Here is a 17,904-nt window from a genome sequence, read left to right as displayed (position 1 = left end):
GACACGGTCCTCCTCGACGCCCGGCCCGGCGTCGAGGAGGACCGTGTCCTCGCTGACCTCCTTGACCGTCGCGTACATGCCCCCGATGGTGCGGACGCCGGAACCGGGCTGCATCTGGTTCCGCATGTCGATGGCCTGCTGCTGCTTCTTCTTGGCCGACCGGGTCATCAGGATCATGGCCCCGATGAGCACGATGAACGGGAGGAGGGTCACGAGACTCACGGGTCGGTACTTCCTTCACACGACCGCGATGGTGAGCGGCCTGATGGTTGGGGGTGTGCGTGCCGCCGACTTAGGCGGCATCGGCGGAGTCTAAGCGAGTCCGCGCGCATGGAACAACGCTCAGCATGGCACCGGGGTTCCTGCTCGGTCCATTCCCTCGCCGTCACGCCCCGAACAGGTCCTGTTGTCCGTTTCCCCCGCCCTGCGAGCGGGGCGGGGTCAGGCCGAGATGCGCCCATGCGGCGGGTGTGGCGACCCGGCCGCGGGGGGTGCGGGCCAGCAGTCCCTCCCGGACCAGGAAGGGCTCGGCCACCTCCTCGACGGTCTCGCGCTCCTCCCCCACCGCGACGGCGAGCGTCGACAGGCCGACCGGTCCCCCGCCGAACAGCTTGAGCAGGGCCTCCAGGACGGCGCGGTCGAGACGGTCGAGGCCGCGGGCGTCGACCTCGTAGACCGCGAGGGCCGCCGCGGCGATCTCCCGGTTGATGACACCGTCCGCCTTGACCTGGGCGTAGTCCCGCACCCGGCGCAGCAGGCGGTTGGCGATCCGGGGCGTGCCGCGGGAGCGGCCGGCGATCTCCGCCGCGCCGTCGGTGTCGATCTCGACGTCGAGCAGGCTCGCGGAGCGGTGGACGACCCGTTGCAGCTCGGCCGGTTCGTAGAACTCCATGTGCGCGGTGAAGCCGAAGCGGTCGCGCAGCGGGGGCGGCAGCAGGCCCGCCCGTGTGGTGGCGCCGACCAGGGTGAACGGCGGCAGCTCCAGGGGGATCGCGGTGGCGCCCGGGCCCTTGCCGACGATGACGTCGACGCGGAAGTCCTCCATCGCCATGTACAGCATCTCCTCGGCGGGCCGGGACATGCGGTGGATCTCGTCGAGGAAGAGCACCTCGCCCTCCTGGAGGGAGGAGAGGATCGCGGCGAGGTCGCCGGCGTGCTGGATGGCGGGGCCGGAGGTGATGCGGATGGGGGCGCCCATCTCGGCCGCGATGATCATCGAGAGGGTGGTCTTGCCGAGGCCGGGCGCGCCGGAGAGCAGGACGTGGTCGGCGGTGGCTCCGCGCGCGCGGGCGGCGCGCAGCACCAGGTCCAGCTGCTCGCGGACCTTCTCCTGGCCGATGAACTCGCCCAGGTCCTTCGGGCGCAGGGCGGCCTCGACGGCCTGGTCCTCACGGTCGGCGACAGGGCCCACCAGCCGCTCGCCGGCGGAGGTGTCGGTCGTGTCGTCCCAGTTCATGGAGTGTGCCTCGGGGGTCGCGGTCGGATGGGGCGTAACGCGGGTGAGGGCGCCGCTCGCGGGGGTGCTTTCCGGCCGAATCCGCGGCCGGGGGCTCCTTCGCGGGCGGGGCGGGTGTCAGCGGGCTCGGTTGAGGGTCTGCAGCGCGGCCTTCAGGAGCAGGCCGACCTGGGGCGGGCCGTCGGCGGCCTCGGCCTGCGGGGCCACCGCTGCGACGGCCTCGTCGGCCTCGCGGGTGGCGTAGCCCAGGCCGATGAGCGCGGCGTGCAGCTGGTCGCGCCAGCCGGAGGTGACCGGGGCGCCGACGGCGGGCGCGCCGAGGGGTTCGCCGAGGCGGTCCTTCAACTCCAGCAGCAGCTTCTGGGCGCCCTTCTTGCCGATGCCGGGGACGGCGGTGAGCGCCTTCTCGTCGCCGGTGGAGACCGCGCGCCGCAGGGCGTCGGGGGTGTGCACGGCGAGCATGGCCTGGGCGAGGCGGGGGCCGACGCCGCTCGCGGTCTGGAGCAGTTCGAAGACCTGGCGCTCGTCGTCGTCGGCGAAGCCGTACAGCGTGAGCGAGTCCTCCCGTACGACCAGGGAGGTGGCGAGCTTCGCGGGCCGGCCCACCCGGAGGGTGGAGAGCGTGTTCGGCGTGCACTGGACGGCCATGCCGACACCGCCGACCTCGACCACCACGGCGTCCGGGGCGAGGGCGGCGACCGTGCCGCTGACGAAGGCGATCATGTCGTACGGCCTTTCGTTGCGTGTGCTGCGTGCTGGGCGACCGCCTGCTGGAGGCGGTTCTGGGCGACGGCCTGCTGGAGGCGGTTCTGGGCGGGGGCGCGCCAGATGTGACAGATGGCGAGCGCGAGGGCGTCGGCCGCGTCGGCGGGCCTGGGCGGCGCGGCCAGCCGCAGCAGGCGGGTGACCATGGCTCCGACCTGGGCCTTGTCCGCGCGGCCGGTGCCGGTGACGGCGGCCTTGACCTCGCTGGGGGTGTGCAGGGCGACGGGGATGCCGCGGCGGGCGGCGCACAGCATGGCGACCGCGCTGGCCTGGGCGGTGCCCATCACGGTGCGGACGTTGTGCTGGCTGAAGACGCGCTCCACCGCCACGAACTCGGGCCGGTGCTCGTCGAGCCACTGCTCGATGCCCTGCTCGACGGCGACGAGCCGGTCCCCCGGTTCCGCGTCGGCCGGTGTGCGCACGACACCGACACCGAGCATGGTCAGCGGTCTGCCGGGCACGCCCTCGACCACTCCGACACCGCACCGGGTCAGTCCCGGGTCCACCCCCAGTACGCGCACCCGCCCCTCCTTCGCTCGCCTGTTTGTGCAGGCTATCGGGTGCCACTGACAACGCCGCGCACGGCGACGGGCCGACGGGGTGTCTCCCGTCGGCCCGTTCGGCTCGCTGCGCTGCCCGGCTCGGCGTCAGGCGTCGACCTTCTCCATGACCTCGTCGCTGACGTCGAAGTTGGCGAAGACGTTCTGCACGTCGTCGCTGTCCTCCAGCGCGTCGATCAGCTTGAAGATCTTCTTGGCGCCCTCCTCGTCCAGCTCGACCTGCATGGTCGGGACGAAGTTGGCCTCGGCGGAGTCGTAGTCGATCCCGGCGTCCTGGAGGGCGGTGCGGACCGCGACCAGGTCGGTGGCCTCGCTGATCACCTCGAAGTTCTCGCCGAGGTCGTTGACCTCCTCGGCGCCCGCGTCCAGGACGGCGGCGAGGACGTCGTCCTCGGTCAGCTCGCCCTTGGGCACGATGATGACGCCCTTGCGGTTGAACAGGTACGACACCGAGCCCGGGTCGGCCATGGAGCCGCCGTTGCGGGTCATGGCGACGCGGACCTCGGAGGCGGCGCGGTTGCGGTTGTCGGTCAGACACTCGATGAGCACCGCGACACCGTTCGGGCCGTAACCCTCGTACATGATCGTCTCGTAGTCGGCGCCACCGGCCTCCAGGCCGGCGCCGCGCTTGACCGCGGAGTCGATGTTCTTGTTCGGGACCGACGACTTCTTCGCCTTCTGGATGGCGTCGTACAGCGTCGGGTTGCCGTCCGGGTCGGCACCGCCCATCCGGGCCGCGACCTCGATGTTCTTGATCAGCTTCGCGAAGAGCTTGCCGCGCTTGGCGTCGATCACGGCCTTCTTGTGCTTCGTCGTGGCCCATTTAGAGTGGCCGGACATCTGCCTGTCTCCTTCGCGTAACCCATCTCCGTACGAACGGCAGAGATCCTACAAGGACTCCGCCGCCCGGTTCGCGCGCACCATGTCGACGAACAGGGAGTGCACGCGGTGGTCGCCGGTCAGTTCCGGGTGGAACGACGTGGCCAGCGCGTTGCCCTGGCGGACCGCCACGATATGACCGTCGTGCTCGGCGAGCACCTCCGTGCGCGCGCCGACGGACTCCACCCAGGGGGCGCGGATGAAGACGCCCTCCACCGGGCCGCCCTCGACGCCCTCGATGGCGACGGCCGCCTCGAAGGACTCGTTCTGCCGGCCGAAGGCGTTGCGGCGGACGATCATGTCGATGCCGCCGATCGTCTCCTGGCCCGAGCGCGGGTCGAGGATCTTGTCGGCGAGCATGATCATGCCCGCGCAGGTGCCGTAGACCGGCATGCCGTTCCGCACGCGCGCGCGGAGGGGCTCCATCACGCCGAAGAGGACGGCCAGCTTGGAGATGGTGGTGGACTCGCCGCCGGGCAGGACGAGACCGTCGACCTCGGCGAGTTCCTCGGGACGCCGGACCGGCCTGGCCACGGCGTCCGCCGCGGCCAGGGCGATCAGGTGCTCCCGTACGTCGCCCTGGAGGGCCAGGACGCCTATGACAGGGGCTTCGTTGCTCATCAGGTGACTACCAGCTCGGTTGAGGACCAGCTCGGGTGATTACCAGCCGCGGTTGGCGTAGCGCTCGGCCTCGGGGAGGGTGTCGCAGTTGATGCCGACCATGGCCTCGCCGAGGTTGCGGGAGGCGTCGGCGATGATCTTCGGGTCGTCGTAGAAGGTGGTGGCCTTCACGATGGCGGCGGCGCGCTTGGCCGGGTCGCCCGACTTGAAGATGCCGGAGCCGACGAAGACGCCCTCGGCGCCGAGCTGGCGCATCAGCGCGGCGTCGGCCGGGGTGGCCACGCCACCGGCGGAGAACAGCACCACCGGGAGCTTGCCGAGCTCGGCGACCTCCTTGACCAGCTCGTACGGGGCGCGCAGCTCCTTGGCGGCGGCGTACAGCTCGTTGTTGTCGTAGCCGCGCAGGCGGGCGATCTCGTTCTTGATCTGGCGCAGGTGACGGACGGCCTCGACGACGTTGCCGGTGCCGGCCTCGCCCTTGGAGCGGATCATCGCGGCGCCCTCGGCGATACGGCGCAGGGCCTCGCCCAGGTTGGTGGCACCACAGACGAAGGGGGTGGTGAACGCCCACTTGTCGGAGTGGTTGACCTCGTCGGCCGGGGTCAGCACCTCCGACTCGTCGATGTAGTCCACGCCGAGGGACTGCAGGACCTGCGCCTCGACGAAGTGGCCGATACGCGACTTGGCCATGACCGGGATCGAGACGGCGTCGATGATGCCCTCGATCATGTCCGGGTCGGACATGCGGGCCACGCCGCCGTCCTTGCGGATGTCGGCCGGGACGCGCTCCAGCGCCATGACGGCGACGGCGCCCGCGTCCTCGGCGATCTTCGCCTGCTCCGGCGTGACGACGTCCATGATCACACCGCCCTTGAGCTGCTCGGCCATGCCGCGCTTCACGCGCGCGGTGCCGGTCTCGGGGGTCTGGGCGGAGTTGGGGAGCGTGGTGGACACGGGTACCTCACTGGGTGAAAGAGGGTTACTGCTCCACCGAGGAAACGCGACGGGCCCAGTCCACAGCAAGGGCCAATGAGGAGGAGGTGGCTCGTTTTTCCCAGGCGAGGGTACTGGTGGGGCCCTGAGAGCGGTGGGGCCGGCGGGGCTGTGGGGGTCGGACTTCGTGCTGCGCCCCGGCGTACGGCGGTGCCGTGGGTCCGGGCTCAGGCCGCCCGGTCCATCAGGGCCGTGGGAGGCTCGTCGTCCATCTCGAAGGCCAGCGGGAAGGGGGCGTGGCCGGCCAGCCGGAACCAGCGGACCTTGCGGTGCTCGCGGAGCCTGCGGGCCGCGCCGACCGCGTCGTTGTGGAACCGCCGGGCCATCGGCACCCTGCGTGCGGCCTCCGCCAGCTCACGGGCGGCCTCCACGCCGCCGGGGGCCTCCCGGACCGCCTCCACCTGCTGCGGCTCCGCGAAGACGGCCCGCAGCGCCTGGCTCAGCTCGCTCTCGGCGACCTCCCGGTGCTCCTCCTCGGCCTGCCGCGCGGCGTGCGCGGCCTCGTAGAGCACGATCGAGGCGGCCGGGTCGAGCACCCCGGACGTGGCCAGTTCCTGGGCCACCGAAGCCCTGCGCAGCAGCTGGGCGTCGAGCGCGGCGCGCGCGGCGTCGATCCGGGCGTGCAGCCGGTCCAGCCGGCCGGCCGTCCAGCTCAGATAGAGGCCGATCGCGACGAGGACGACGATGATCCAGATGAGGGTTTCGGTCACGGGCGGCAAGGCTACCGGGACGCTCCGCCGGGTCGGCCGAGTGTCTCGTCCGGCTCGCCCTCACCGGCACCCGCTGGGGGCCGGCTGCCGCCCCCGGGGCCGGACGGTCCCGGCGCGCTCACCGTCACGGTCGGCCGCGCGCCAGGGTCAGTCGCGCGCCAGTCGCAACCGTGCCCGCAGGCCGGTGCCTCCGCCGGTCTCCTCGTCCGTCGCCACCGCGGCCGCGCCCGCCGTCACCGTCTCGTAGACCGACATGATGTCCGCGCCGACGGTCGACCAGTCGAAGCGGCGGACGTGGGCGCTGCCCCGTGCGCTCAGCCCGGCACGGTGTGCCGGGTCGCCGAGCAGCCGCAGCGCCGCCTCGGCGAGCGCGTCGGCGTCCTCGTTGGCGAACAGCTCGCCCGCCGCGCCCCGGTCGAGGACCTGGGCGAAGGCGTCCAGGTCGGAGGCCAGCACCGGCGCGCCCGCCGACATCGCCTCGACGAGGATGATGCCGAAGCTCTCGCCTCCGGTGTTGGGCGCCACGTACAGGTCGACGCTGCGCAGGAGGCGCGCCTTGTCCGCGTCGCTGACCATGCCGAGGAACTCGACGCGCGAGCGCAGCTCGGCGGGCAGGGAGGCGACCGCCTCCTCCTCGTCGCCGCGCCCGGCGACCAGCAGCCGGGTCCGCGGGCGTTCGGCGAGGATGCGCGGCAGCGCCCGCATGAGCACGGGCAGGCCCTTGCGGGGCTCGTCGATGCGCCCTATGAAGCCGATCGTGTCGCCCTGCCAGTCCGGGTTGGGCTCGGCCTTGGCGAAGAAGTCGACGTCGACGCCGTTGGGGATGACGACCGCGTCGCCGCCGAGGTGCTCCACGAGGGTGCGGCGGGCGTACTCGCTGACCGCGATCCGCGCGCTGATCTTCTCCAGGGCCGCCTGGAGGATCGAGTACGCGGCGATCATCGCGCGCGAGCGCGGGTTGGACGTGTGGAAGGTGGCCACGATCGGGCCCTGTGCCGCCCAGCAGGCCAGCAGACCCAGCGACGGGGAGGTCGGCTCGTGGATGTGGATGACGTGGAACGCGCCGTCGTGCAGCCACCGCCGCACCCGGGCCGCCGACAGGAAACCGAAGTTCAGCCGGGCCACCGAGCCGTTGTACGGCACGGGCACCGCGCGGCCGGCCGAGACGACGTACGGCGGCAGCGGGGTGTCGTCGTCGGCGGGGGCGAGGACGGACACCTCGTGGCCGAGACGGATGAAGTACTCGGCGAGGTCGCGGATGTGGAACTGGACGCCGCCCGGTACGTCCCAGGAGTAGGGGCAGACGATGCCGATTCTCACGAGCGGCCCTTCGCGGGATCGAGAGCGGGGTCGAGGTCCGAGAGCCACAAGCGCTGGAGCATGTGCCAGTCCTCCGGATGGTCGGCGATTCCCTGGGCGAAGGCGTCCGCCAGCGCCTGTGTCATGACAGACGTCTTCTCGGCCCGCGTGCCTGTCTCCGGTACCTCGATCGGGGGATGCACCCGTCCCCGCATGACGGGCGAGTCGTCGTACCACAGCGTCGCCGGCAGCAGCAGCGCACCGGTCTGCTGGGCGAGCAGCGCGGGCCCGGCGGGCATCCGCGCGGTGTCGCCGAAGAACCGGACCTTCAGACCGGACGCGGACAGGTCGCGGTCGGCGACCAGGCAGACCAGGCCCCCGTCGCGCAGCCGCCGGGCGAGGGTGCCGAAGGCGGAGCCGCCGTTGTGGGGCAGCACCTCCATGCCCAGTCCCTGGCGGTAGGCGACGAAGCGGTCGTAGAGCGTCTCCGGCTTGAGGCGTTCCGCGACGGTCGTGAAGGGGATGTTCAGCGCGGTGGTGACCCACGCGCCCGCCAGGTCCCAGTTGGCCAGGTGGGGCAGGGCGAGGACGACGCCCTTGCCGGCGGCGAGCCCGTCGGTGAGGTGGTGGAGGTCCTTGACCTCGACGCCCGCCCTGACACGTTCGGCGCTCCAGGCCGGGAGCCGGAAGGACTCCATCCAGTAGCGCAGGTACGACCGCATGCCCGCGCGGGACAGCTCCGCCAGCCGCTCGGGGGTCGCGTCGGGCACCACGCGCGCGTAGTTGCTCTCCAGCCGCAGCACGCCCTTGCCGCGCCGCTTCCAGGCGAGGTCGGCGATGGTGTCCCCGAGCCGTACGGCGGCCGGCTCGGGGAGCTTCTTCACCGTGCTCCAGCCGAGGCCGTACAGCGCGTCCGTCAGACGCTCCTGGGCGCTCATTTCGCCGCCTCGCTCCCGTGGGAGGCGTTCTTCTGCCCGTGGGGCGCGTTGTCCTGCCCCTGGGAGGCATTCTCCTCCCCCTGGGCCGCCGCCGCGTCCGCCTCCGCCGATTCCCTGCGGACCGTGACGACCCGCTGCACCAGCGTGACGAGACTGCCCACCGCGACCAGCCAGAGCGCGATCGGCAGGAGCACGTCGATGCCGGGCACGCCGAAGGTGTGCAGACCGGCGAGTCCGGCCGCGACCAGGGAGATCACCAGCCGCTCGGCGCGCTCGACCAGCCCGTTGACGGCCACCGGCAGGCCGATCGACTCGCCGCGCGCCTTGGTGTACGACACCACCTGGCCGCTGGCCAGGCAGAAGATCGACACGGCGCACAGCACGTTGTCGTTCCCGCCGCCCGCGTACCAGAGGGCGAAGCCGCCGAAGATCGCCCCGTCCGCGACCCGGTCCAGGGTCGAGTCGAGGAAGGCGCCCCAGCGGCTGGAGCGGCCCATCTGGCGGGCCATGTTGCCGTCGACGAGGTCGGAGAAGACGAACAGCGTGATGACGATCGTGCCCCAGAAGAACTCGCCCCGAGGGAAGAAGACCAGCGCGCCCGCGATCACACCGGCGGTCCCGATCAGCGTGACCGTGTCGGGGCTCACGCCCCGGCGGATGAGAAACGCGGCGAACGGTGTGAGGACACGCGTGAAGAATGCACGCGCGTACTTGTTCAGCATGGCCTTCCCGAGGGTCGGTGTCGCCGGGCGGCCCCTGCTGGCCGCCGGCTGGCCCATCGTAGCCACGCGCGCGCGTGTGCCACCGCCGGGCACCCGCACCGGCCGTCGGGATCCGGCGCACGGTCCGCGACCGGCGGTGGAGGGCGGGTTCCCGTCGCTCGTATGGACGCACCGTGACGGGAGTGGAAAGCTCGAAGAATCGCGGGCGTCGCCGGAGCCGCCCCACACGCGGCCCCCGCGTGTCCGCGCCCACAGTGACCTCACCGTGCACGGGAGGCAGGATCATGGGCGACAAGGCACACACCCACCCCGGAGCCGCCGGCAGGGCTACGGCGGCCGACCACCCCGCGTCCGTACGGAATGTGGTGCTGGTCGGCCACTCCGGATCGGGCAAGACGACTCTGGTGGAAGCTCTCGCGCTGACCGCGGGAGCGGTGAACCGGGCGGGCCGCGTGGAGGACGGCGGCACCGTCTCCGACTACGACGACATCGAGCACCGCCAGCAGCGTTCGGTGCAGCTGTCGCTGGTGCCCGTCGAATGGGACGGCATCAAGATCAACGTCCTCGACACCCCGGGATACGCCGACTTCGTCGGGGAGCTGCGGGCCGGTCTGCGAGCGGCGGACGCGGCCCTCTTCGTCGTCTCCGCCTCCGACGGCGTGGACGGCTCGACCCGCATGGTGTGGGAGGAGTGCGCGGCCGTCGGCATGCCCCGCGCGATCGTGGTCACGCACCTGGAGGCGGCCCGCGCCGACTTCGAGGAGATGACCCGGATCTGCGCCGAGGCCTTCGGCGGCGACGACCCGGACGCCGTGCTCCCGCTGTACCTGCCGCTGCACGGCCCCGAGGCACCGGACGGGCACGCGCCCGTGACCGGACTGATCGGGCTGCTCACCCAGAAGCTCTTCGACTACTCCGGCGGGGAGCGCAAGGAGTCTGAGCCGGGCGAGGACCAGCTCCCGCTGATCGAGGAGGCCCGCAACCGGCTGATCGAGGGGATCATCGCCGAGAGCGAGGACGAGACCCTCATGGACCGCTATCTGGGCGGCGAGGAGATCGACCTGGAGACGCTGGTCGATGACCTGGAGCGGGCCGTGGCCCGGGGCACGTTCTTCCCGGTGCTGGCCGCGGCGCCGGCCGCCGAGGGCGCCCGCCAGGGCATCGGCACGGTCGAGCTGCTGGAGCTGATCACCGGCGGGTTCCCCACCCCCTTCGAGCACCCGATGCCCGCCGTGACCACCATCGACGGCGAGCCGCGCGGGCTGAAACCGTGCGACACCGACGGCCCGCTGGTCGCGGAGGTCGTCAAGACCTCCTCGGACCCCTACGTCGGCCGGATCTCCCTGGTGCGGGTCTTCTCCGGCACGCTGCGCCCCGACCAGACCGTCCACGTCTCCGGGCACGGCCTCACCGACCGCGGCCACGAGGACCACGACGTGGACGAACGCGTCGGGGCGCTGACCATGCCGTTCGGGAAACAGCAGCGGCCGGTGACGCACGCCGTCGCGGGCGACCTGGTGTGCGTGGCGAGACTCGGCCGCGCGGAGACCGGCGACACCCTCTCCGCCAAGGACGACCCGCTGCTGATGGAACCCTGGCGCATGCCGGACCCGCTGCTGCCGCTCGCCGTCCAGGCGCACAGCAAGGCCGACGAGGACAAACTCTCCCAGGGCCTGGCCCGGCTGGTCGCCGAGGATCCGACGATGCGGCTGGAACAGAACCAGGACACCCACCAGGTGGTGCTCTGGTGCCTGGGCGAGGCCCACGCGGACGTCGTGCTGGAACGGCTGCGCAGCCGCTACGGCGTCCAGGTCGACGTCGTACCGCACCGGGTCTCCCTGCGGGAGACGTTCGCGGCGAGGTCGGCCGGGCGCGGACGGCACGTGAAGCAGTCCGGCGGGCACGGGCAGTACGCCATCTGCGAGATCGAGGTGGAGCCGCTGCCCGGCGGTTCCGGCATCGAGTTCGTCGACAAGGTGGTGGGCGGGGCCGTGCCGCGCCAGTTCATCCCGTCCGTGGAGAAGGGCGTCCGGGCCCAGGCCGCCAAGGGCGTCGCCGCCGGGTATCCGCTGATCGACGTCCGGGTCACGCTGCTGGACGGCAAGGCGCACTCCGTGGACTCCTCGGACGCCGCGTTCCAGACCGCCGGGGCGCTGGCCCTGCGGGAGGCCGCCGCCGACGCGAAGATCCATCTGCTGGAACCGGTGGCCGAGGTGAGCGTCCTGGTCGGCGACGAGTACGTGGGCGCCGTCATGAGCGACCTGTCGGGGCGGCGCGGCCGGCTGCTCGGCACCGAGCAGACCCCCGGGGGGCGCACCCTGGTGCGCGCCGAGGTACCCGAGATCGAGATCGGGCGGTACGCCGTCGATCTGCGCTCCCTGTCGCACGGCACGGCGCGCTTCGACCGCCGCTACGCCCGGCATGAACCCATGCCCCAGCAGGTCGCCGCACGGGTCCGCGAACAGGAGCGGGCCGCATCCTAGTTGGGACAGCGGAGCACTCAAGTGACCTGTGGGGACGCTCCGCTGCCGGACCGGCGGACGGCTTCGGCCGTCCGCCGACGAATGTCGGCGCCGGCGGATACGCTGATGACCTGATCAACAGGTGTGCGAGGCAGGGAAGTCGGGAAGGCCGCAGGACGACAGTGGCGGCGAGTGGGGGCGGGTATGACCGTTGAGAGCGGTTACGCGGACATGTTCGGACCGCAGGTGCCGCGCACGGGCGACGAGGGCCAGACGGCGACCTTCGCGCTGGCCTCGGCGGCCTATCGGGACAACCCCGTGGAGGACATCAAGAAGGCCGACAACGAGTGGCACCAGTCGACCGTGAACGCGGGAAGGCTCGCGCTCTTCAAGCCGAACCTGGGCGAGGCCTTCTCCCGCGCGGTGGTCGACCGCATGCTGGGCAGCGGCCGCAAGCCGCTCATCCAGTCCTTCGGCACCCAGCCGCAGGTGGTCGTCGAGCACTGCCTGGCGGCCAACCGCATCCGCCGTGAGCGCGACAACAAGCTGACGGCGATCATGGCACTGTGCGGGCTGGTGTTCCTGCCCGGCCTCCTCGTGTGGCTGCTGGTCTTCCAGCTGCGCACCACGATGACCAAGGGCGACAACAAGCGCGTCTCCGCGGCGGCCACCGCCCTGCTCGTCGCCGTCGGCGCACTGGCCGTGATCTTCCTGGTCCGGATGCCCTTCACCGGCTTCTGGGGGTGGTACGCGCGTGCGGCGGTCGTCGCCCCCGTGGTCGGCTGGTTCTGGGCCAAGCGGGTCTGCGAGTACACCGCGGCGGACCTCAGGAACCGCTGGGACAGCCTCCTGTCGGGCAGCAGCATCGGCGCCAAGGTGCCCGAGGCCGTGCCCAGCAGCCCCGGCGAGACCGCCGCCGAGCAGCTGCGCCAGTCCCTGGCCAAGCTCAGCGCCGAGCAGCAGTCGAACTCCGTGTTCTACGCCGGCCCCAAGGGCATCCTCGGCATGGGCACCCGCTGGGGTTCCTGGCAGCTCGCCGAGGACCTGGTGCCCGCCCACGCCGACCGCGAGATCCACCCGTTCCGCAGCTGGGACGTCATACGGTCGATCCACGACCAGCTCCGCATGCTGGAGCGCGGCCCCCTGAACACCGGCGGCTTCCCGACCCCGTCGATACGGCACTGGATCGTCACCCCGATCGGCGAGAACGCGAAGGCGGTCTCCCGGCCCGAGGGCACCGACGTCGAGGCGTACCAGGTCAAGTCGCACGCCATACAGGACATCTGCAACAAGCAGCAGTTCGGCGCCGGCGACCGGCACTACCTCGGCGTGCAGTGGACCCTGTGGGACGGCCAGCTGGTGCTCACCATGCTGATCACCGTCACCGTGCTGCACGCCACCCTGCGCATCGAGGTCACCGGCCATGCCCTCGGCCCCGTGAACGGCCTGTTCACCACCAAGTCGGAGGCCCCGACCAGGTCGGTCAGCAAGTCGTTCAAGCCGTGGGAGTCCCGCACCATCAAGCTTCCGCTGGTCAACAGCGACGAGGTCGTCCGGCTGGCCGTCCGCGCGCCGATCAGCTGGTATCCCCCGCTGCTGAACTGGCTCGGCGGCTCGATAGCCCTCCCCGAGCCGTTCGGCCTGCGGCACGCCTGGGCCGACCAGCCCTGGCGCCACCGCTTCATGGCGGACGACGCCCTGCGCGCCGCGACCCCGGTGCTGCGAGTGGTCCACGCCGCGGCGATCAAGGTCCTGGAGGAGAACGGAGTCGACACGGATAAGTTCGGCAGCCGTTCCGCGTTCCTCAGCACGGCGGTGCAGGACCCGTCACCGCGCAAGGCCGACGTGTACGACGCGTAGCCATCGCCGAGACGTCACGGCGCCCCCGGCCCGAGCCGGGGGCGCCGACGCGTTCCTCAGACCGTCGGCCAGGCCTCCGCCAGCATCTTCCGGGTGTCCGCGAGCAGCTGCGGCAGCACCTTGGTGTGCCCGACGACCGGCATGAAGTTCGTGTCGCCGCCCCACCGGGGCACGATGTGCTGGTGCAGATGCGCGGCGATCCCCGCGCCGGCCACCGAGCCCTGGTTCATGCCGATGTTGAAGCCGTGCGCCCCGGACGCGGTGCGCAGCGCCGTCATCGCCTGCTTGGTCAGCTCCGCCAGCTCGGCCGTCTCGGCGGTCGTCAGATCCGTGTAGTCGGCGACGTGGCGGTACGGCACGGTCATCAGATGACCGCCGTTGTACGGGTACAGGTTCAGCACGGCGTACACCTGCTCACCGCGCCGGACGACCAGCCCGTCCTCGTCGGACTTGGCCGGGATGGAGCAGAAGGGACAGCCGTCGTCGGCCCCCGGGCCGGTCGGCTTGTTCTCGCCCTGGATGTAGGCCATCCGGTGGGGCGTCCACAGGCGCTGGAACGCGTCCTGCGTCCCCACTCCGATCTGCTGCTCCGGCTCACTCGTCATGCAGTGCAGCATATGGCTTCGCCCGTTCGCGGCGTGTCGCCGGGGCCGCGCGCACGGCGCCCCGGGCGAAGCTGGGCCGGTGCACGACGACAGCAGGCTGACCGAGTGGGAACAGCGCGCGGCGCTCCCGCTCGCGGTGGGATCGCTGCTCTTCCTCGGCAGTTACGCGGTCCGGGTCCTCGGGGACGGCCTGCCCGGGCCCTTGCGCGACCTCTGCCTGGCGGTGACCGGGACGATGTGGGCGCTGTTCCTCCTCGACTACGTGGTGCGGTGGCGGCTCAGCGGGCAGGGAGCGGCGTTCGTGCGCCGGCACTGGCTGGACACCCTGGTCGTGGTGCTGCCGCTGCTGCGGCCGCTGCGCTTGGTCAAGACGTACGAGGCGGTGCAGCGCCGGCACGGGCGCCCGCGGCTCCCACTGCACCTGAGGGTGATCGTGTACGCGGGTCTGTCGGTCAGCCTGCTGGGGTTCGCGGGTGCGCTCTCCGTCTACCACCAGGAGCACACCGCGCCGAACGCCACGATCACGACCTTCGGCGATGCGGTGTGGTGGACCTGCGCCACGCTGGCGACCGTGGGATACGGCGACGTCGCCCCCGTGACCCCGCTGGGACGGATCATCGCCGTGGGCCTGATGGCGTGCGGCCTGGCGCTGCTGGGCACGGTCACCGGCTCGTTCTCGTCCTGGCTGCTCCAGGTGTTCTCCCGGGAGGACGACGAGAGGCCCCCGGGGTGAACCCGGGGGCCTCCTGAGAGCGCCGGACGTACCGGACGGGCCGGATCAGACCTGCGTCCGCTCCTCCACGACCTTCACGATCTTCGCGATGGCCTCGTCGAACGGGATGCCGTTCTCCTGGGAGCCGTCGCGGTAGCGGAACGACACCGATCCGCCCGACATGTCCTCGTCGCCCGCGATGACCATGAAGGGCACCTTCTGCTTCTGGGCGTTGCGGATCTTCTTCTGCATCCGGTCGGACGAGGAGTCGACCTCGACGCGCAGGCCCTTCTTCTTCGCGGCGGCGGCGAACTTCTGCAGGTACTCGACGTGGGCGTCGCCGATCGGGATGCCGATCGCCTGCACCGGCGCCAGCCACGCCGGGAACGCGCCCGCGTAGTGCTCCAGGAGCACCGCGAAGAACCGCTCGATCGAGCCGAACAGCGCCCGGTGGATCATGACCGGCCGCTGCTTGGCGCCGTCCGCGCCGGTGTACTCCAGGTCGAAGCGCTCCGGCAGGTTGAAGTCGAGCTGGATGGTCGACATCTGCCAGGTCCGGCCGATGGCGTCCTTGGCCTGCACGGAGATCTTCGGGCCGTAGAAGGCGGCGCCGCCCGGGTCCGGGACCAGCGGCAGGCCCTGCTTCTCGGCGACCTGGCGGAGGGTTTCGGTGGCCTCTTCCCAGGCCTCGTCCGAGCCGACGTACTTCTCCGGGTCCTTGGTGGACAGCTCCAGGTAGAAGTCGGTCAGGCCGTAGTCGCGCAGCAGGCCGAGGACGAAGGTGAGCGTCTTGTCGAGCTCCTCGGACATCTGCTCGCGGGTGCAGTAGATGTGCGCGTCGTCCTGGGTGAAGCCGCGGGCACGGGTCAGGCCGTGCACGACGCCGGACTTCTCGTACCGGTACACGGTCCCGAACTCGAAGAGGCGCAGCGGCAGTTCACGGTACGACCGGCCGCGCGCGTCGAAGATCAGGTTGTGCATCGGACAGTTCATGGGCTTGAGGTAGTAGTCCACGCCCTCGTCGAGCTGCATGGGCGGGTACATGCCCTCGGCGTACCAGTCGAGGTGGCCCGACGTCTCGAAGAGCTTCCCCTTGGTCGCGTGCGGGGTGTAGACGAACTCGTAGCCCTCTTCCTCGTGGCGGCGCCGCGAGTAGTCCTCCATGACCCGGCGGACGATGCCGCCCTTGGGGTGGAAGACGGCGAGGCCGGAGCCGATCTGCTCCGGGATGGAGAACAGGTCCAGCTCGTTGCCCAGCTTGCGGTGGTCGCGCTTCTCGGCCTCGGCGAGGAAGTCGAGGTACTGCTTCAGCTCGTCCTTGGACGGCCAGGCGGTGCCGTAGATGCGCTGGAGCATCGGGTTCTTCTCGCTGCCGCGCCAGTAGGCGGCGGCGTTGCGCATCAGCTTGAACGCCGGGATGAGCCGGGTGGAGGGCAGGTGGGGACCGCGGCAGAGGTCCTTCCAGCACAGCTCGCCGGTCTTGGCGTCCAGGTTGTCGTAGATCGTCAGCTCGCCGGCGCCGACCTCGACGTCCGCGCCGTCGTCGCTGGAGGCGGAGCCCTTGAGGCCGATCAGCTCCAGCTTGTACGGCTCGTTCGCCAGCTCCTCGCGGGCGGCCTCGTCGGTGACCACACGGCGGGCGAACTTCTGCCCGCGCTTCTGGATCTCCTGCATCTTCTTCTCGATGGCCTTGAGATCCTCGGGCGTGAACGGCTTCTCGACGTCGAAGTCGTAGTAGAAGCCGTCCTTGACGGGCGGGCCGATGCCCAGCTTGGCCTCGGGGAACAGCTCCTGCACGGCCTGCGCCATGACGTGCGCGGTGGAGTGGCGCAGGATGTTCAGGCCGTCCTCGGAGGAGATCGCGACGCCCTCGACCTCGTCGCCGTCGGAGAGCACGTACGACAGATCCCTCAGCTCGCCGCCCACGCGCGCGGCGATGATCGAGCGCTCGCCGGCGAAGAGGTCGGCGGCCGTAGTGCCCGTCGTCACCACGCGCTCTTCCCGCTCGGAATCGCGTTGGATGATCACACGGACGTCTGACACCGGTCTCTCCTGACTGAAGATGGATGCGGCGCCATACCGGGAGCGCGCGCAGTAAAGGATCGTACCGAGCGTTCGACCTGTCAGGCGAAATCAGTCCCCGCCGCACCCCTCCCCGAAGAAGTCCAGGTTCTCCTGGAGCGACTTCCTCAGCCGGTCCCGTTCCGCCTCGTCGACCGGCACCGGCGCGACGCCCGAGGCCCCGGTCAGCCGCCGGAAGCCGCCCCGGCTCTCCAGCCGCCCGTGCACCCGCACCGGCACGCCGACCAGGTGGGCGTGGCCGGCGATGCGGTAGTCGTCCTCGTCGAGGGTGAGCCGTACGTGCGGCACCTCGGCCCCGGCGAGCACCCGCAGCCGTACGGTGCCCTCGCCGCGCGGCCCCGAGCGGCGCATGCGGACGACGGCGCCGGTGATCCGCACGGGGACGGAGGGTTCGGCGCGGCGGTAGCGGGCCCCGGCCTCGCGCAGCGCGGGCAGGTCGCCGGGCGAGAACTCGACCGCCTCGGCGGAGGTCACCGTGGCCTCCGGTGCCCCGGCCGCGGGTGCCCAGGCGACGGCGATCCGGGCGCCCTCGGTGCCGTGCACGAGAGTGATCAGCGCCTCGGTGAGTTCCCGGCTGACGCCCGCCTCGACGGCGCCGTCGAAGGCGTCCATGCCGCCGGTGGCCCGCCGGAGGTCGATGGCCTCGCGGGCGGCGTAGAGCGCCTGGTGGAGGCGGACGGCGAGGGGGCGGGCGGTGGCCACGGGCACGAAGGCGGTGAGGCGGTGCCCGCCGGCGGCGGGGCCGACCAGGACGTCGTCCAGCAGTGCTGCGGCGGCCCGGCGGTGCCGGGCGCCGTGGTAGCCGGCCCGGCCGCGGGTGGCGAGCGCGGCGGCGAGCAGGGTCTGCCGGGCGGCGGTGCGCAGCCGCTCCTCGACGGGCCACGGGTCGGCGCCGGCCGGTCCGCCCGGTATGTCCCGCCACCAGCGGATCTCGTCGCTGGGGACGGTGAGGCCGAGCAGTATCTCCCGCGCGGAGGGGCTGTTGCTGCGGGTGAGGGCGGTGAGGGCTTCGCCGAGCAGGTCGTCGCTGTCGGGGAAGGTGCGGCTCTCGGGGACGAGCAGGCTGGTGCGGCCGCTGTCGGGGCCGGGCGGGGTCCAGCGGCCGTAGCGTCCGGGGGCACCGCCGCGGCGCTGCCAGCCGTGCCGGTGCAGCAGGGCGCCGAGCACGGCGGGGTCGACGCGGCCGGGCTCGGGCGGCTGGTCCCGGCGGGCCTCGGGGTGCGGCCGGACCGGCCGCAGG

17 protein-coding genes are annotated in these 17,904 nt (G+C 71.8%); 3 read left to right on the top strand and 14 right to left on the bottom strand.

Features of this window, described 5'->3' with window-relative positions; translation table 11 throughout:
• From yajC to pgsA, 11 genes are all read right to left on the bottom strand, one after another.
• Positions 1 to 222, bottom strand: a 222-nt coding sequence (yajC, locus tag CCN42_RS07650; protein WP_086734006.1) for a preprotein translocase subunit YajC, incomplete at its 3' end; no start/stop codon positions are given.
• Between the two features lie 163 nt (positions 223 to 385).
• Positions 386 to 1,456 carry a Holliday junction branch migration DNA helicase RuvB gene (ruvB, locus tag CCN42_RS07645; RefSeq protein WP_086169526.1) on the bottom strand — a complete coding sequence of 357 codons (1,071 nt, stop codon included), beginning with the start codon at positions 1,454 to 1,456 and terminating at the stop codon, positions 386 to 388.
• A gap of 117 nt (positions 1,457 to 1,573) precedes the next feature.
• On the bottom strand, positions 1,574 to 2,179 hold the full coding sequence (gene ruvA, locus CCN42_RS07640; protein WP_086734004.1) for a Holliday junction branch migration protein RuvA: 606 nt from the start codon (positions 2,177 to 2,179) through the stop codon (positions 1,574 to 1,576).
• A complete protein-coding gene (ruvC, locus tag CCN42_RS07635; protein ID WP_086734002.1) occupies positions 2,176 to 2,742 on the bottom strand; it encodes a crossover junction endodeoxyribonuclease RuvC in 567 nt (188 codons plus the stop codon). Before ruvC ends, ruvA begins: the two co-directional genes overlap by 4 nt.
• A gap of 126 nt (positions 2,743 to 2,868) precedes the next feature.
• A complete protein-coding gene (locus CCN42_RS07630; protein ID WP_043499024.1) occupies positions 2,869 to 3,621 on the bottom strand; it encodes a YebC/PmpR family DNA-binding transcriptional regulator in 753 nt (250 codons plus the stop codon).
• 48 nt (positions 3,622 to 3,669) lie between these two features.
• Entirely contained in the window at positions 3,670 to 4,281 is a 612-nt protein-coding gene (gene pdxT / locus CCN42_RS07625; RefSeq protein WP_086734000.1) for a pyridoxal 5'-phosphate synthase glutaminase subunit PdxT, read from the bottom strand.
• Between the two features lie 39 nt (positions 4,282 to 4,320).
• Positions 4,321 to 5,235, bottom strand: a complete 915-nt coding sequence (pdxS, locus tag CCN42_RS07620; protein WP_086169521.1) for a pyridoxal 5'-phosphate synthase lyase subunit PdxS — start codon at positions 5,233 to 5,235, stop codon at positions 4,321 to 4,323.
• A 206-nt stretch (positions 5,236 to 5,441) separates the two neighbouring features.
• Positions 5,442 to 5,984 (bottom strand): LemA family protein, encoded by a 543-nt coding sequence (locus CCN42_RS07615; protein WP_086733998.1) that lies wholly within the window; start codon positions 5,982 to 5,984, stop codon positions 5,442 to 5,444.
• A gap of 147 nt (positions 5,985 to 6,131) precedes the next feature.
• Positions 6,132 to 7,304, bottom strand: a complete 1,173-nt coding sequence (locus tag CCN42_RS07610; RefSeq protein WP_086733996.1) for a glycosyltransferase family 4 protein — start codon at positions 7,302 to 7,304, stop codon at positions 6,132 to 6,134.
• On the bottom strand, positions 7,301 to 8,221 hold the full coding sequence (locus tag CCN42_RS07605) for a phosphatidylinositol mannoside acyltransferase (RefSeq protein WP_086733994.1): 921 nt from the start codon (positions 8,219 to 8,221) through the stop codon (positions 7,301 to 7,303). Before CCN42_RS07605 ends, CCN42_RS07610 begins: the two co-directional genes overlap by 4 nt.
• Positions 8,218 to 9,000, bottom strand: coding sequence for a phosphatidylinositol phosphate synthase (gene pgsA, locus CCN42_RS07600; protein ID WP_086733993.1), 783 nt, complete (start codon positions 8,998 to 9,000; stop codon positions 8,218 to 8,220). The genes CCN42_RS07605 and pgsA overlap by 4 nt, the downstream gene beginning before the upstream one ends.
• A gap of 227 nt (positions 9,001 to 9,227) precedes the next feature.
• Between pgsA and CCN42_RS07595 the strand changes: the two genes are divergently transcribed.
• Together CCN42_RS07595 and CCN42_RS07590 are read left to right on the top strand one after the other, a co-directional pair.
• Entirely contained in the window at positions 9,228 to 11,426 is a 2,199-nt protein-coding gene (locus tag CCN42_RS07595) for an elongation factor G-like protein EF-G2 (RefSeq protein ID WP_086733991.1), read from the top strand.
• A gap of 183 nt (positions 11,427 to 11,609) precedes the next feature.
• Positions 11,610 to 13,265, top strand: coding sequence for a hypothetical protein (locus CCN42_RS07590; RefSeq protein ID WP_086733990.1), 1,656 nt, complete (start codon positions 11,610 to 11,612; stop codon positions 13,263 to 13,265).
• Between the two features lie 56 nt (positions 13,266 to 13,321).
• Here the strand turns inward: CCN42_RS07590 and CCN42_RS07585 are convergent, their stop codons facing one another.
• Positions 13,322 to 13,882 carry an HIT family protein gene (locus CCN42_RS07585; RefSeq protein ID WP_086733988.1) on the bottom strand — a complete coding sequence of 187 codons (561 nt, stop codon included), beginning with the start codon at positions 13,880 to 13,882 and terminating at the stop codon, positions 13,322 to 13,324.
• A gap of 67 nt (positions 13,883 to 13,949) precedes the next feature.
• On the opposite strand from CCN42_RS07585, the gene CCN42_RS07580 reads away from it, so the two are divergent.
• Positions 13,950 to 14,603, top strand: a complete 654-nt coding sequence (locus tag CCN42_RS07580) for a potassium channel family protein (RefSeq protein ID WP_086733986.1) — start codon at positions 13,950 to 13,952, stop codon at positions 14,601 to 14,603.
• Between the two features lie 45 nt (positions 14,604 to 14,648).
• Here CCN42_RS07580 and thrS read toward each other — a convergent pair whose 3' ends face one another.
• Positions 14,649 to 16,625 (bottom strand): threonine--tRNA ligase, encoded by a 1,977-nt coding sequence (thrS, locus tag CCN42_RS07575; protein WP_086733984.1) that lies wholly within the window; start codon positions 16,623 to 16,625, stop codon positions 14,649 to 14,651.
• A 90-nt stretch (positions 16,626 to 16,715) separates the two neighbouring features.
• Positions 16,716 to 17,903, bottom strand: coding sequence for a hypothetical protein (locus CCN42_RS07570; RefSeq protein ID WP_086733982.1), 1,188 nt, complete (start codon positions 17,901 to 17,903; stop codon positions 16,716 to 16,718).
• Position 17,904: the final 1 nt, after the last annotated feature.

The sequence above is a fragment of the Streptomyces glaucescens genome, from assembly GCF_002154375.1.
Taxonomy (GTDB): Bacteria; Actinomycetota; Actinomycetes; order Streptomycetales; family Streptomycetaceae; genus Streptomyces; species Streptomyces glaucescens.
This window is presented reverse-complemented; position numbering and strand designations above follow the sequence as displayed.

What these genes read in the sequence shown, in the direction of transcription:
- ruvB (WP_086169526.1), bottom strand. Translation starts at nt 1,456, where the DNA reads ATGAACTGGGACGACACGACCGACACCTCCGCCGGCGAGCGGCTGGTG.
- ruvA (WP_086734004.1), bottom strand. Translation starts at nt 2,179, where the DNA reads ATGATCGCCTTCGTCAGCGGCACGGTCGCCGCCCTCGCCCCGGACGCC.
- CCN42_RS07630 (WP_043499024.1), bottom strand. Translation starts at nt 3,621, where the DNA reads ATGTCCGGCCACTCTAAATGGGCCACGACGAAGCACAAGAAGGCCGTG.
- pdxT (WP_086734000.1), bottom strand. Translation starts at nt 4,281, where the DNA reads ATGAGCAACGAAGCCCCTGTCATAGGCGTCCTGGCCCTCCAGGGCGAC.
- CCN42_RS07605 (WP_086733994.1), bottom strand. Translation starts at nt 8,221, where the DNA reads ATGAGCGCCCAGGAGCGTCTGACGGACGCGCTGTACGGCCTCGGCTGG.
- pgsA (WP_086733993.1), bottom strand. Translation starts at nt 9,000, where the DNA reads ATGGGCCAGCCGGCGGCCAGCAGGGGCCGCCCGGCGACACCGACCCTC.
- CCN42_RS07595 (WP_086733991.1), top strand. Translation starts at nt 9,228, where the DNA reads ATGGGCGACAAGGCACACACCCACCCCGGAGCCGCCGGCAGGGCTACG.
- CCN42_RS07590 (WP_086733990.1), top strand. Translation starts at nt 11,610, where the DNA reads ATGACCGTTGAGAGCGGTTACGCGGACATGTTCGGACCGCAGGTGCCG.
- CCN42_RS07585 (WP_086733988.1), bottom strand. Translation starts at nt 13,882, where the DNA reads ATGCTGCACTGCATGACGAGTGAGCCGGAGCAGCAGATCGGAGTGGGG.